We start from the raw sequence: 14,480 nt of genomic DNA on the forward strand, positions 1-14,480 counted from the left end.
CTTTAGCTGAATTTAATTCACTGAAGATAAAAAACGTTTGATTTATTTTAATATTCCCATGCCCACTCAAAATCGAAGAAAAGTGATTATCTTTCAAGATAATTTTATCAATAATAAAGATTACACTCATGATTTTGTTTAATACGTTCTTAATAGTACCCCCTCATGCAAAACAAATTCTTTCATGAAAATAGAAAATACCATTATATTATGAATTCGCACACTTTTTTGAGAAACATTTCTCAATGCACCCAACTCCATTTCACAACGACACCCGTGAATGACATAACGTAAAAGCCCCGTAAAGTATAAACATGAACATTACTCTCTTTACACTTAATAAAAGTGCAAGCCGCTATCATTATACTTTTGACGAACTCTTAATATTGTACTCCCCCTTAACACTTAAGCTCATTCATAAAAAGTATTTTAACAGATACACCAACCTCGCATGAAATAGTCAATAACATCATTTTACGAAACAACATCAAGCATATAAACTAAAGAGTATCATATCTTCATAAACACTCTGCATATGCAAATAATTCACAATCAAACAAAAAATAATATTTCCTTAAGGATAGTAAAAAGCGTATGATTTACGCAATGTAACAACACCATGAGCCCAAAACACCACTGATAGCTCTAGAAAAAATCTTTATGTTTCCCTAAAAAATTATCATGATACAATGGCGTTTTTATAATGCACATCGTAAATAGCTTTAAAAAGAAGAAAAGTTATAAATCTAAAAGGGGAATACTTCATGAATAATCAAACAACTTTAGATCCACATGATACAAGGAAACGTATTTTTGCTATCATATCCAGCGCATCAGGAAATCTGGTAGAATGGTACGACTTTTATGCTTACTCCTTTGCATCGGTTTATTTTGCATCACAATTTTTTCCTGAAGATGAAGATATTGTTACACAACTGTTAAAAACGGCAGGAATCTTTTTTATTGGCTTTCTTATGCGTCCAATTGGAGCATGGCTCTTTGGATACATTGCGGATCGTTATGGACGTAAACGCTCAATGCTTATTTCTGTTTTTATGATGTGTGGTGGCTCTTTTCTCATTGCCATACTTCCCACTTATAAAACCTTGGGAATAACAGCAGCATTTCTTCTCCTTTTAGTCCGTATGTTTCAAGGACTTTCCGTTGGCGGTGAATATGGTACAGCAGCAACTTATATGAGCGAAGTTGCGCCCAAAAATCGTCGTGGTCTCTTTGCTTCTTTTCAATATGCAACAACGATCTCAGGTCAACTTCTCGCAAGTTTTATAATATTTATTTTAGCCATTTACCTTAACGAGGATCAGTTAAAAGCATGGGGATGGCGTATTCCCTTTGTCATTGGTGGCTTTGGAGCAATCGTTGCAATTTATCTGCGTAGTTTGCTTCATGAAACAACAACCCACAAAAGCCGCTCTGAACAACACGCTGGTAGTCTTCGAGAACTTTTTCGCAATCATAAAAAAGCTTTCTTTTTGGTTGTTGGCTTTACAGCTGGTGGATCTCTCACATTTTATACATACACCACTTATATGCAAAAATATCTGATCACAACCACGGGCTTTGATAAACAAACCGCAACAACGATAATGACTGCCGCCCTCTTTGTTTTTGTGCTACTCCAACCCCTTTTTGGTTCCCTAGCCGATAAAATTGGAGCAAGAGCTTCACTCATTAGTTGGGGGGCATTATCCATTATCTGCACCATTCCTGTACTTAAAATGATCGGTAATGCCCATAATCCATGGACAGCACTCTTAATCATTATTGGAATACTCTGTGTTATGAGTTTTTATACGTCCATTGCTGGTATCATAAAAGCAGAATTGTTCCCTGCTTCAATCCGAGCAATTGGTGTTGGATTTGCTTTTGCCATTGGCAACGCACTCTTTGGCGGTTCTGCTGAATATGTAGCGCTTGGATTAAAAAATATGGGATACGAATCTGTTTTCTTTTTTTACATCGTTGGTATGATGGTCATTGCACTCATCTCTATTCTTCTTATGCCCGATATAGATAAAGGAGGATATCTCGATAAAGACGATAGACTTCATTAAACTTATTTTCTGGATAAAAAAAGCCCAAGAAATTGGGCTTTTTTTGATCTCCTCTCCACCCTAGTAAAGAACGAAAAGCCCGCCCCGCATTCATCTTACAAACAACTCAGTTTCTTTTAAATTGTCTATAGTTACTGCCCTCTTTAATGTAATTTACTTGATAAGATTCTATGGGCAGCCCTACCCTAAATATTTATCACGATATCTAAAAAACACCTCATACGGAAAACCTTATCTGAGGCTTACCTCACCCTCCTAAATGATGATGTGTTATGATACAATAAGATAATTAAGGACACAAAATCCCCTTTTACATTACTTAAGCTTTTTGAAATATTTTCAGTTTTGGGGCTTTCTGCTCATAAAGACCATCTCTTCTATAATCCTCCGGTATGATGCCAATATTGCATTCTTCTCATCAAGTTTAAAGGTATCTTGATCTACTTTTCAATGTTCTCTCCCTTTAAATGCAATGTGATAACTTTTTATTCTACAACACAAGTAAAAATCTTAAAACGAATGACAACATAACTCTAATAAATCATCTTAAAGAGTTTCCCTAAGAAATTATTATAATACCATTGAATTTTTCTGGAAATCATAAACAATTATGTTTAGAAAATATGAACTATAAATCCAAAAGGGGAACAATTCATGAAAAATGAAACAACTTCAGCATCACAGGATGCAAGAAAACGTGTTTTTGCTATTATAGCAAGCGCATCAGGAAATCTCGTAGAATGGTATGATTTTTACGTTTACTCATTTGCATCAATTTATTTTGCATCACAATTCTTTCCCTCCGATGGTGATACGATTACGCCACTGTTAAAAACCGCAGGTGTGTTTTTTATTGGCTTTCTTATGCGCCCTATTGGAGCTTGGTTTTTAGGGTTTGTCGCCGATCGTTATGGACGTAAACGCTCGATGCTTATATCCATTTTTATGATGTGTGGTGGCTCTTTTTTCATCGCCATACTTCCCACCTATGAAACCTTAGGAGTAACATCAGCAATCCTTTTACTTTTAGCTCGGATGATGCAAGGACTTTCAGCAGGTGGTGAATATGGTACAGCAGCCACTTATATGAGCGAAGTTGCTCTCAAAAAACATCGTGGGCTTTTTGCTTCTTTCCAATCTGCCACCCTTATTACAGGTCAACTTCTTGCCAGCTTCATTATATTTATTCTAGCATCTTATCTCTCTGAAGATCAGTTAAAAGCATGGGGATGGCGCATTCCTTTTGTGATTGGTGGTTTCGGGGCAGTGATTGCGATTTATCTGCGTCGTTCTCTCCACGAAACAACCACGAAAGAAAGCCGCTCTCACAAACACTCTGGCAGTCTTAAGGAACTTCTCACCAAGCATACAAAAGCCGTTGTCGTAATTGCATGCTTTGCATCAGGAGGATCACTCACATTTTACACCTTTACGACTTATATGCAAAAATATCTGATCACAACCACCGGCTTTGATAAACATACCGCAACAACGATTATGACAGCTGTACTATTTATTTTCATCCTATTCCAACCCATAGCTGGTATCATAGCCGATAAAATTGGAACAAAAACTTTACTTATCATTTGGAGTATACTCTCTGTCATCTTTACATTTCCTGGACTCTGGATAATCGGTAATACGCATAGTATATGGGTTGCCTTTTCCGTCATTATTGGCTTGCTCTTCATTATGAGCATGTATACATCCATCTCTGGTGTCGTCAAATCAGCAATGTTTCCCTCTTCAATACGCGCATTAGGCGTTAGCATCTCTCATGCCATTGGCAACGCCTTATTTGGTGGTTCTGCTGAATACGTTGCGCTTGGATTAAAAAAGTACGGTCATGAATCACTCTTTTATTTTTATATAACCGTCGTGATGATCATGGCATTCATTGCTCTTCTCTTTGTCCCGAGTATGCGTAAAGGAGGCTACCTCCAAGAGGATGAAAAACATTAACCCTTTTTATCAACGAAAAAGCCCAAGAAATTGGGCTTTTTTTATCATTATCACAAATTTAATATTGTTTAAATTTTATGAAGTGCATTAAGTTGCTTAGCAACTAGATAATAAAAAGTCAGTCGACTTTTTCTACGCTCTCCAGACATCATCTCAGCCACTTTTGAAACAGCCGTTTTAGCACTCTTCTCATCGGCTTCTAAAACATCTTGAACCCATTTTTCAACACGTTCTAACTCTTTTGGATCCGATATAGCAACAAGCGCTGCATCCTGCTTTTTCATCACTAAAGCTAAACGACGGCTAAGTCGTTCTACTGCTGCTTCATCGGGATTTGAATCATATAGTTTAATATCTGCTAAATTATTTGTCATTTTGCATCATCTCCTCTCCAAAAATGAGCGGACTATACTTTACAGCCGCATCATATAGCTCCATAAATAATTAGAGGATTAAAAATATTAACAACCCCCCCTTTTCCTAAGACTGTTCTTCATCTATATTTAGAGGGCTGGTTTACCAGCTATGGTAATAAATGGACGGTGAAATAAACCTATTGGACCCGGGGGCGGTACCCGGCGCCTCCACCAAAATATAAGAAACCAAAATTATATTTTGGTGGGGGCGAAATAGGATCGACAAGGGTGTAAAGATCGCTCTTTTACTCGGCATTGTACCACCGTTATCGGGCTAAATGAGTAGTTGCAAATGACAACTATGCGGAAGCACGTCTCGCCGCTTAAGGTGGTGTGAATGTTTCAATTTAAGTCTTAAACCGTCGCAGGTTTAAGCGGGGTTCGGAGGCACCTGGCAACAGAAGCCTTCACTTTTTTAAATGTTGTTGATTGATCTATCAGACATTATCAGACATTATTTACCATAGAGTTTCGTATTTATTCGATTTATTGAGGTGCATCGTAGAAAAAATCTGCTAATTTAAAATATATTCTGTCACACAATATCAATACGCCCCATTCTGCTACGTGAAATAAAAGGAATAAACTTCGATGGTTAAAGATCAAATCCGTTACGATATTCTCGTTCAGGATGCGCTTCGTGGAGTTATCCGTAAAGTTTTATCGGAAGTTGCCAAAGCAGGTCTTCCGGGAAATCATCATTTTTTTATAACTTTTTTGACAAATGCCCCAGGCGTTAAAATTTCTCCTCGGCTAAAAAATCGCTATCCCGAGCAAATGACAATCGTCTTACAACATCAATTTAGAGATCTCAGTGTTTCAGAAACAGCTTTCGAAGTAACCCTCTCTTTCAGGGAAATAACCGAAAAGCTCGTGATTCCTTTTACTTCCATTCAGGTCTTTTATGATCCTGTAGCAGCATTTGAAGCAGCATTTGATCTGCCCTCAAATCTGACCTCTGGAGAAAGTGAAAATTCAGAAAATACCTCAACTACGCCTATTACCTTATCAAACAAACAAAAAAAAGAAAATACGCTTACAAAAGAACAAAATCTCAGTACAAATAAAGAACCTTCAAATAACGATGCAAAACAAAATCAAAGTGCTGATGTTGTCTCTTTAGATTCCTTTCGGAAAAAATAATTTTTCTCATGACTGAATTGATTAATCTTCGCCAATTTCGAAAACAAAAAAAACGTACAGAAAAATCTCTTTGTGCTGAGCAAAATCGTTATCGTTTTGGACGAACAAAAACTGAAAAAAATTTTGAGCAGCAAAAATCTTTAAAAATGCAAAAATTTCTTGATCAAAATCGTTTGCGAAACGACGAATAAAGGTGGAAAAATGCACGAAAATAATTCTATCGATTGGTCAAAAGTCATTCCACGAAAGATATCTGTTCGCGTTGATGGACACGCAACAAGCGTCTCTTTAGAACCACCATTTTTAGATATTCTAAAAGATATAGCCCGCAAAAAAGGACAATCTTTAGCCTTTATTATTACCGATATTGATAGCAAAAGACCACAACAAGTAAATCTTTCGGCTTCGTTACGCGTTTATGCCCTTCAAAGCGTTCTCACCCAAAGCCTTTAATGTTTGTGCTTATTTTTTTACGTTCTCTTTCTGTCTGTTCAACTGAAACTGTTGTGACTTTTTAAGAGAAGTTTTTTTAATCTAGAACTTCAATAAAAAAAAGACTACAAAAGAGAGATAATGAGTAATTTTTCTGATCATACCATACCTTTCTTTGAAGAAGATTCCCCTCCAGACCATGATAAGAAGAGCTCTGGTTTTTTCTCCCATACTCTAAAAGAACAAAAATCATATAACACAGACTATTTAGAACAACTCAATCCAGAACAGCAACAAGCTGTTATGAATACTGAGGGACCTCTTTTAGTTCTTGCAGGTGCTGGTACAGGAAAAACACGCGTTTTAACAACCCGTATTTCTCACATTTTACGCTCTGGACTTGCCTCTCCTCAGCAAATACTTGCTGTCACTTTCACCAACAAAGCAGCACGTGAAATGAAAATACGTATTGGTGAACTTATTGGAGAAGTTGTTGAAGGTATGCCTTGGCTTGGAACCTTTCATTCCACTGGAGCTAAAATTTTACGCCGTCACGCAGAGCTTGTTGATTTAAAAAGAAACTTTACAATTCTCGATAGCGATGATGTTCTTCGACTTTTAAAACAACTTATTCAAGCTGAAGGATTAGACGATAAGCGTTGGCCCGCACGAAACCTTGCCATGATGATTGATTCTTGGAAAAATCAAGGACTTTCACCAAAACATATCTCAAAAAGTGATGCTCATTCCTTTGGTAACGGCATGGGACGTGAACTTTATCACAGTTATCAAAATCGATTAAAAGATCTTAATGCTTGTGATTTTGGTGACCTTCTACTTCATTCTATCTCTATCTTCCAACATAATCCAGATATTCTTCGCGAATATCATTCTCAATTTCGTTATATTCTTGTCGATGAATATCAAGATACAAATACAGCACAATATCTTTGGCTTCGGCTTTTGGCCCAACATCCTCAAGGTCAACATGTTAATCTTTGTTGTGTTGGCGATGATGATCAATCCATTTATGGATGGCGTGGTGCAAAAGTCGAAAACATATTACGTTTTGAAAAAGATTTTCCTTCTGCTAAAATTATTCGTCTAGAACGCAATTATCGCTCAACATCTCATATTCTTAAAACCGCCTCCCATCTCATTGCTCATAATGAAGAAAGACTGGGAAAAGTCCTTTTTTCTGCTCAAATAAAGAGTGAGGAAGAAAAGGTAAAAATTCATTCAGCATGGGATTCGGCAGAAGAAGCACGAGCAATCGGAGAAGAAATCGAACGCGCACAACAAACCGGTCATGCATTAAATCATATGGCTATATTGGTACGCGCATCATTTCAAATGCGTGAATTTGAAGATCGCTTTGTAACACTTGGCCTTAATTATCGCGTCATTGGTGGTCCTCGTTTTTATGAGCGAATGGAAATACGTGATGCCATGGCTTATTTACGCGTTGTTGTCCAACCTACTGATGATTTAGCTTTTGAGCGTGTTATTAATACACCCAAACGCGGCATAGGAGATGCAACCCTGCGCATTCTTTATGAGAGTGCACGTGCACGTGCTGTTCCTCTCTTTTCTGCTGCCGCAGACATCATTGAAACAGATGAATTAAAGCCTAAGGCACGCAGTGCGTTACGAAGCCTCATTGAAAACTTCCGCCGCTGGCAAAATATGCTTCAAGACACTCCTCATAGAGAACTTGCCGAGATCGTCCTTGATGATTCTGGTTATACAACCATGTGGTTAGAAGATCGCTCACCAGAGGCTCCTACAAGACTAGAAAATCTTAAAGAAATGATTCGTTCCATGGAACAATTTGAAAATCTTCAAAGTTTTTTGGAACATGTTGCACTCGTTATGGAAACGGAAAATAATGAAAATATGGATGCAGTCAACATCATGACACTTCATTCAGCCAAAGGACTTGAATTTGAAACAGTTTTTCTTCCAGGTTGGGAAGAAGGACTCTTTCCCCACCAGCGCTCATTAGATGAAGGTGGACGTTCAGGATTAGAAGAAGAACGGCGTCTTGCTTACGTAGGTCTAACAAGAGCAAAAAAACATTTGCATATATGGTTTGTATCGAATCGAAGAATTCATGGACTTTGGCAACCTGCTCTTCCCTCCCGTTTTCTAGATGAATTACCAGCAGAACATATAGAAGTTGTAGAAATGGAAACATCCTATGGTGGTTATGGAAAATCTTCCTTTCAACATCACGATTCCTTTTATACTGACTATGCAACAGCAAGACAAAAGCGTGCACAAAAAAACAAGAATATTGAAGGGAAAGTTATCTCTCAATCAATCTCTCATGCACCATCAGATTTTTCTGTCAATGATCGGATTTTTCACATAAAATTTGGCTATGGTTATATTACAGCAATAGACGATCATAAATTGACAATAATGTTCGAAAAAGCCGGAGAAAAGCGTGTACTAGACAATTTTGTAAACAAAGCTTAATTACAAGTAAACCACGATCAGTTTTTTCAAGAAACCACTTTGTTTTATTCTGACTATCATTTCCATTTACGAACAAAGGCTTCAATGGGCAGATTTTGCATATCAGGCAATGCGTCGTGAATTTTATCAAGTGGCCAATCCCACCAAGCCATATTTAAAAGGCATTCTATCACATGATTGGGAAAACGCATCCGCAATCGCTTAGCAGGCACCCCAACGACAATCGTATAAGGCATAACATCTTTCGTTATAACAGCGTTCGCGCCAATGATAGCGCCATGACCAATTGTCACTCCAGGCATAATAACCGCACCATGTCCAATCCACACATCATGCCCAATAATAACACGTTTTGCACAACGCCTTTCACGAAAACCACTATCTAATGCCATATAACGAAAATATTCGTTTGGACGATAGGTTATTTTATGCGTTGAAACGCGCTCCATAGGATGCTCCAACGCATTCATCCGTACATGAGATGCAATAGAACAAAAACGGCCAATATCGCTATAAATAGCCTCACTATTACGCTCTAAATAAGAAAAATCTCCAACGGTTACATCCCGTAAAATCACCCGCTCATTAATTTCCACATAGCGCCCTAATTTACAACCATGCAGCCGCGCTGTCGTATGGATACGAGGTTCACTTTCATGAAATCGAAGATCTTTCTCAATATTCATACATCTTTCACCAATGTTTTATCAATAGATATGGAAAGACATACCAATCAAGCCAATAAAATCAACCATGAAACAAACATTGCAAAACAAACCTGCCGATGTTACAATTTCTCGATCTATCTAAGAGAGTCAAACTATGAAAAATGTAATACGCATCTTGGGGCTGACAATCATATTTCTTGCAGGTGTTTTTATTTATGATACGCTGACAAATAAGCCTTTAGGTGATAACTTTACTCTCACTGATTCTAATGGAAAAAATATTACTGAGGCTGATGTTCGAAGCAAGCCTTCAATAATTTTTTTCGGCTTCACTATGTGTCCTGAAAGCTGCCCTACCACACTGATGAATCTTGATCGATGGCTTACAGCCCTTGGGCCTGAAGCTGATAAATTAGGTATATGGTTTGTGACTGTTGATCCTGAACGTGACACACCAAAAGTACTCCATGATTATCTCAGTAATTTTAACAATAAAATTGTTGGCATCAGCGGAGATCCTGAAAAAGTTCATAAAATGGTCAATTCTTTCAACATCGTTGCTGAAAAAGTCCCTGAAACAGATGGAAACTATACATATAACCATACAGCAGCAATTTTTTTACTCAAAAAAGGTGGAAAATTAGCTGGCGTTATCCGTTATGACACGAAAGAAAGCGATAGCGAATTAAAAGATGAAATCGCCATTGAACGGTTAAAAAAACTCATCTTAAACTAAAAAAACCGATCAAAAGAAAGAACAGCATGTCGCAACAAATTCGCCTCTATTATACTGCTTCTAGAAATGAAGCAGAACGGTTCTATACCCTTATAGAAACAGCCTTTGACGAAGAAGGGTATCCTCTTGCTCTTACAGAGATAGATGAACAAAATGCTGTATATGAGCTTTCTCTATATGTCGATCAAGACAATCAAGAGAACGCATTGAAACGTTTTGCTCAAATCCTTTCTATAGATTTTGATAATATTAATATGGAAGTTTTACCCAACATTGATTGGGTACAAAAAAGCCTAGAAGGACTAAAACCTGTGCAAGCCGGTCCTTTTTTCCTTCATGGAAGTCACAACCGAAACGCCATTCCAGCAAATGTTCTCCCTATTGAAATTGAAGCTAATCAAGCTTTTGGCACCGGACATCATGGAACAACAGCCGGTTGTTTAGAAATGATTGCCAAAGTCATGAAACACGAAAATCCCAAAAATGCCCTTGATCTTGGTACTGGGAGCGGTGTACTAGCCATTGGCATAGCAATGCTCAAACCAATTACTGTGCTTGCATCCGATATTGACCCAATTGCTGTTCAAGTTGCACAACACAATATCGAATTCAATGGTGTCAAGGAATATGTTACAGCTATCACAGCAACAGGTTTTGCCCATGATGCAATTGCATCACGAGCCCCTTTTGATCTCATCGTTGCCAATATCCTTGCTAATCCGCTTATTGAACTTGCGCAAGAAGTGGTAAAAGCACTTCAAAAAGGGGGATCACTTATACTCTCTGGAATTCTTGAAGAACAACATGCCCATGTTTTAGAGACTTATATAAAACAAGGAATGAAGCATATCGAAACATACCACCGGCAAGGATGGGTTACGATACATCTGAAATAAAAGAAAAGAAAAGGACGTCGTTATGTATCAGTCTTTTGAGGCGACCACAAATCCTGCTTATGCAGCAGAACGTATTTCTTGCCTTCGTAAAGAACTCGATCACCTTGGACTCGATGGTTTTCTTGTTCCGCGGTGCGATGAGCATCAAGGAGAATATGTCCCCCCTCATGCTCAACGCCTTAGCTGGTTAACCGGCTTTACTGGATCAGCTGGGATTGCACTGATTTTAAAAAACAAAGCCATCATATTTACAGATGGGCGATATAAGCTCCAAGTTCGCCAACAAACTGATCCTGATATTTTTAATTATGAAGATCTCATAACTTGTCCTCCCTCACAATGGCTTGAAAAAAATGGTCAAAAACTTTCTATTGGCTTTGATCCATGGCTCCACACGATTGCTGCCACCGATGCATTGAGAAACGCATTAGAAATGAAAGCAGGTGGAAAACTTGTAGAAGTTCAACATAATCCCATTGATTTGCTCTGGCATAATCAACCAAAGTTACCGCAATCTGCCTTATCAATTCACCCTCTCAAATATGCTGGGTGCGATACAGATGAAAAACTCGCTTTGATTTACAAAGATATACAGCAAACTCATGCAAATGCTTTTATTTTTACAGACCCCTCTTCCATTGCATGGACATTCAATATACGGGGCAATGATGTTTCCAACACGCCTTTTTCCCTTTGTTTTGCTCTCATTCCACTTAACGAAACACCAGCCTTATTCATTGACAACAAAAAACTTGGTGTAGAACAGAAACAATATCTGGAACGTTATGCAAAATTATATGAACCAGAACAGCTTATTCCCAAGATCAAAGAGTATGTTCAAAAAGGGACAGTGTTTGCCTTAGATCCACAGCTAACATGCGAAAAATTACGAACTGTTATTGAAGAAAAAAATAGCTCTTTTATCACACTTACCGATCCTGCTGCTCTACCACGTGCCATTAAAAATGACACAGAACTCAATGGCGCACGCAAAGCGCATCTACGCGATGGTGTTGCCCTAACCCGTTTTTTTTCTTGGTTAGATAAACAAATACCAGGGTCAATAAGTGAAATTTCTGCTGCTCAAAAATTAGAAGAATTTCGCATAAATACAGCAAAAGAAATGGGAGAAAAACTTAAAGATCTTTCTTTTGATACAATTTCAGCAGCAGGAGAAAATGGTGCCATTATTCATTATCGTGTAACAACGCAAACAAATAAACAACTCAAAGCCGGTGAACTTTACCTCGTTGATTCAGGTGGACAATATCGTGATGGCACGACTGATGTCACACGCACCGTAGCAATTGGGAATATTGGAGAAGAAGAAAAACGCTGTTTTACGCTTGTCCTCAAAGGCATGATTGCTCTTTCAACTATCAGATTTCCAAAAGGCACACGAGGACAAGACCTTGATGCTCTTGCACGCATTGCATTGTGGAAAGCTGGTTTTGATTATGCCCATGGCACCGGTCATGGTGTTGGATCTTATCTTTGTGTCCATGAAGGACCGCAAAATATTTCTCGCAAAGGGTGCCAAGAACTCATCTCCGGTATGATTCTTTCAAACGAGCCAGGCTATTACCGCGAAGGCGCTTTTGGTATCCGTCTTGAAAATTTGATGATTGTGCAGCCAGCACAAAAAATTGATGGTGGAGATATAGAAATGCTCTCGTTCGAAACACTCACACATTGCCCCATTGATCGACGGTTAATCCTTCCAGAGCTTTTGACACAAGAAGAACGACAATGGCTCAATGATTACCATGCGCGCGTTTATCAGATGAATGCACCTTACTTAAATGAAGAAGATAAAAAATGGGCAAAAGAAGCAACAATGCCCCTTTAAATGAAGCAACCTATAACTTTTACCCTTTCTACAAAACACTACACCCTTCTCTTTTAAAGAGAGAAGTGCGAATTTACCATCAGCAAACACAAAAAATATTTCTACAAGATACTTCAAGTTTTTTGCTGGTACGGTAAACGCTAACCTCGGTGAAGCAAGATGAGATACACCTATACGCGGTAATACTTATCTTGGCGATCTCCATCTAGACACTCTCATATCCCTAGTTTCTTTATATGGAAACTTTCGTTATATTTTGTAACCCTCCGCATCGTATTTCTAAAACACCTATTATAACCAACTTATTACGCTGTTTGGATTCAAAAATTCTGCATATTTATTCGAATAAATTTTACCTTTTTGTTTGCTTCACAATGATAATTTATATTATTTTAATTCTTGAATCATTTACAATAGCTGTAATTCATTATAATATATATTGCTACAATGAAATAGAATCTGCCATGAAATAAAATTAAGTATTTAGAATTAAAAGAAGGAGCATGATGATAACATCAGCGTTAAGGTTTTTTATTTATTTGCATAGTTAACAATACAATATTATTTTCTAGACTATTACTTACTGTTGAAAAAACGTTATCCACAATATAGATAGTTTCCAACTGCACAGTATAAAAACAACATATATGGAGGCATGTGTTTTTACCTGAATGTGTTATTCAGCTAAAAATTAACAACAATAACAGAGGATATAAAAACTAGATAACACAAAAACAGTCACGTAAATAAAGAAGATTCAAACTCTCTACAGAGTTTTACAAATGCTCTGAAAAATACACAATAAAACGTGTGTCTTATAGCTTGTTAGTTAACAAAATCTTAAGCACAGATCTTAGTAATCTATATCCTTTCCTTATCCAGTATTTTAGAAATAAAGTGACTATCTTAATGCGTATAATTTTATTTTATTCCGTAATATTATTATTTGGATACTATATTGGGCCTTCTGTATTGAAGGAAATTACTAAATTTAAGCGAGTTCCTATTGCTTTATTTTCTGAAAATCAAGTCATTACTCAAAATCAGTACGATAAATTATACGAAGAGTACGTAAAGACACAATATCCTGATAATATATACGAAGAGCGCCTAGAAATTGCAAAAAAATATCTGGATAATAAGAGTTATGGTGTATATCATGTTCTAAGCCCTGGGATGATAGTACTAATTCCTGAAAATATAAATCTTATCCATGCGAAAGTTGTTTGGTGTGCATGCCTTGTGGACTTATTACAGGGAGAGTACAATAAAAAATTTCCAGCATTATCCCTCCCTACCTACCTACATACATAAGCTACATTCTCAATATAATTGGAAAGAAAACGATTTCATTTGGGCAAAAAATTTAGTCATGAACTCGACAGATCCAATGTTTAGATACGCACGAATGGTATTTAATTCTGAAATATTCTCAATCCAAATACTAGCTCTAATAAACGAAATTTCCTATGCTGAGAAATTTGAGAGAGATGAAGGAAGTCAGGAAAAAAATTATGCTGCTAGACGCATTAGCGAATATCCGAAATTTTGTAATGAAATTGGACAAGTGTACCATCTAATAATGCCTGATAAGTATAGGTACCAGTAATCTTTTATAAATTCAACATAATAAACAACTCGCATTTATATCCCTTATTCATTTATAGCGGAATGTTTTATTATATTTTGTAATCTTCCGCGTTACATTTCTATTACGTCATTATAATCGGTTTATTACGGCATTTTGGATTAAACTCTACATATTTGTTCAAAAATTTTACCTTTCTTCACAGTAATAATTTATATCTTTTACTAATAATAA

At 37.1% G+C, this 14,480-nt stretch carries 12 protein-coding genes and 1 other RNA gene; 11 read left to right on the top strand and 2 right to left on the bottom strand.

The annotated features are described in order from the left end of the window. Window positions 1–764: 764 nt before the first annotated feature. Window positions 765–2,075 carry an MFS family transporter gene (locus ACFINK_RS04380; RefSeq protein WP_375629940.1) on the top strand — a complete coding sequence of 437 codons (1,311 nt, stop codon included), beginning with the start codon at window positions 765–767 and terminating at the stop codon, window positions 2,073–2,075. Between the two features lie 654 nt (window positions 2,076–2,729). After that, window positions 2,730–4,037: an MFS transporter gene (locus ACFINK_RS04385; RefSeq protein ID WP_375612014.1), complete on the top strand. Its 1,308-nt coding sequence runs from the start codon at window positions 2,730–2,732 to the stop codon at window positions 4,035–4,037. A 68-nt stretch (window positions 4,038–4,105) separates the two neighbouring features. On the opposite strand, the gene ACFINK_RS04390 is transcribed toward ACFINK_RS04385, so the two are convergent. Next, a complete protein-coding gene (locus ACFINK_RS04390) occupies window positions 4,106–4,411 on the bottom strand; it encodes a DUF2853 family protein (RefSeq protein ID WP_375638327.1) in 306 nt (101 codons plus the stop codon). 97 nt (window positions 4,412–4,508) lie between these two features. On the opposite strand from ACFINK_RS04390, the gene ssrA reads away from it, so the two are divergent. The 5 genes from ssrA to ACFINK_RS04415 all read left to right on the top strand — a co-directional run bounded on the left by ssrA (window position 4,509) and on the right by ACFINK_RS04415 (window position 8,509). Further along, window positions 4,509–4,865, top strand: a transfer-messenger RNA (tmRNA) gene (ssrA, locus tag ACFINK_RS04395). A gap of 179 nt (window positions 4,866–5,044) precedes the next feature. After that, on the top strand, window positions 5,045–5,596 hold the full coding sequence (locus tag ACFINK_RS04400) for an SspB family protein (RefSeq protein ID WP_375612012.1): 552 nt from the start codon (window positions 5,045–5,047) through the stop codon (window positions 5,594–5,596). Between the two features lie 8 nt (window positions 5,597–5,604). Further along, window positions 5,605–5,787, top strand: coding sequence for a DUF4169 family protein (locus ACFINK_RS04405; RefSeq protein WP_375612011.1), 183 nt, complete (start codon window positions 5,605–5,607; stop codon window positions 5,785–5,787). A gap of 10 nt (window positions 5,788–5,797) precedes the next feature. Next, window positions 5,798–6,049 (top strand): ribbon-helix-helix domain-containing protein, encoded by a 252-nt coding sequence (locus tag ACFINK_RS04410; protein ID WP_375612010.1) that lies wholly within the window; start codon window positions 5,798–5,800, stop codon window positions 6,047–6,049. A 120-nt stretch (window positions 6,050–6,169) separates the two neighbouring features. After that, on the top strand, window positions 6,170–8,509 hold the full coding sequence (locus ACFINK_RS04415; RefSeq protein WP_375613379.1) for an ATP-dependent helicase: 2,340 nt from the start codon (window positions 6,170–6,172) through the stop codon (window positions 8,507–8,509). A 56-nt stretch (window positions 8,510–8,565) separates the two neighbouring features. On the opposite strand, the gene ACFINK_RS04420 is transcribed toward ACFINK_RS04415, so the two are convergent. Next, window positions 8,566–9,195, bottom strand: coding sequence for a DapH/DapD/GlmU-related protein (locus tag ACFINK_RS04420; protein WP_375612008.1), 630 nt, complete (start codon window positions 9,193–9,195; stop codon window positions 8,566–8,568). A 136-nt stretch (window positions 9,196–9,331) separates the two neighbouring features. On the opposite strand from ACFINK_RS04420, the gene ACFINK_RS04425 reads away from it, so the two are divergent. The 4 genes from ACFINK_RS04425 to ACFINK_RS04440 all read left to right on the top strand — a co-directional run bounded on the left by ACFINK_RS04425 (window position 9,332) and on the right by ACFINK_RS04440 (window position 13,972). After that, a complete protein-coding gene (locus tag ACFINK_RS04425) occupies window positions 9,332–9,913 on the top strand; it encodes an SCO family protein (protein WP_273790767.1) in 582 nt (193 codons plus the stop codon). A 26-nt stretch (window positions 9,914–9,939) separates the two neighbouring features. Beyond that, window positions 9,940–10,809 (top strand): 50S ribosomal protein L11 methyltransferase, encoded by an 870-nt coding sequence (locus ACFINK_RS04430; protein ID WP_375613378.1) that lies wholly within the window; start codon window positions 9,940–9,942, stop codon window positions 10,807–10,809. Between the two features lie 22 nt (window positions 10,810–10,831). After that, on the top strand, window positions 10,832–12,658 hold the full coding sequence (locus tag ACFINK_RS04435) for an aminopeptidase P family protein (protein ID WP_375638328.1): 1,827 nt from the start codon (window positions 10,832–10,834) through the stop codon (window positions 12,656–12,658). A gap of 909 nt (window positions 12,659–13,567) precedes the next feature. Further along, complete coding sequence (locus tag ACFINK_RS04440; RefSeq protein WP_375638329.1) at window positions 13,568–13,972, top strand: hypothetical protein; 405 nt, start codon at window positions 13,568–13,570, stop codon at window positions 13,970–13,972. Window positions 13,973–14,480 lie beyond the last annotated feature (508 nt).

This window comes from Bartonella sp. AA16NXGY (assembly GCF_042197325.1).
Taxonomy (GTDB): domain Bacteria; phylum Pseudomonadota; class Alphaproteobacteria; order Rhizobiales; family Rhizobiaceae; genus Bartonella.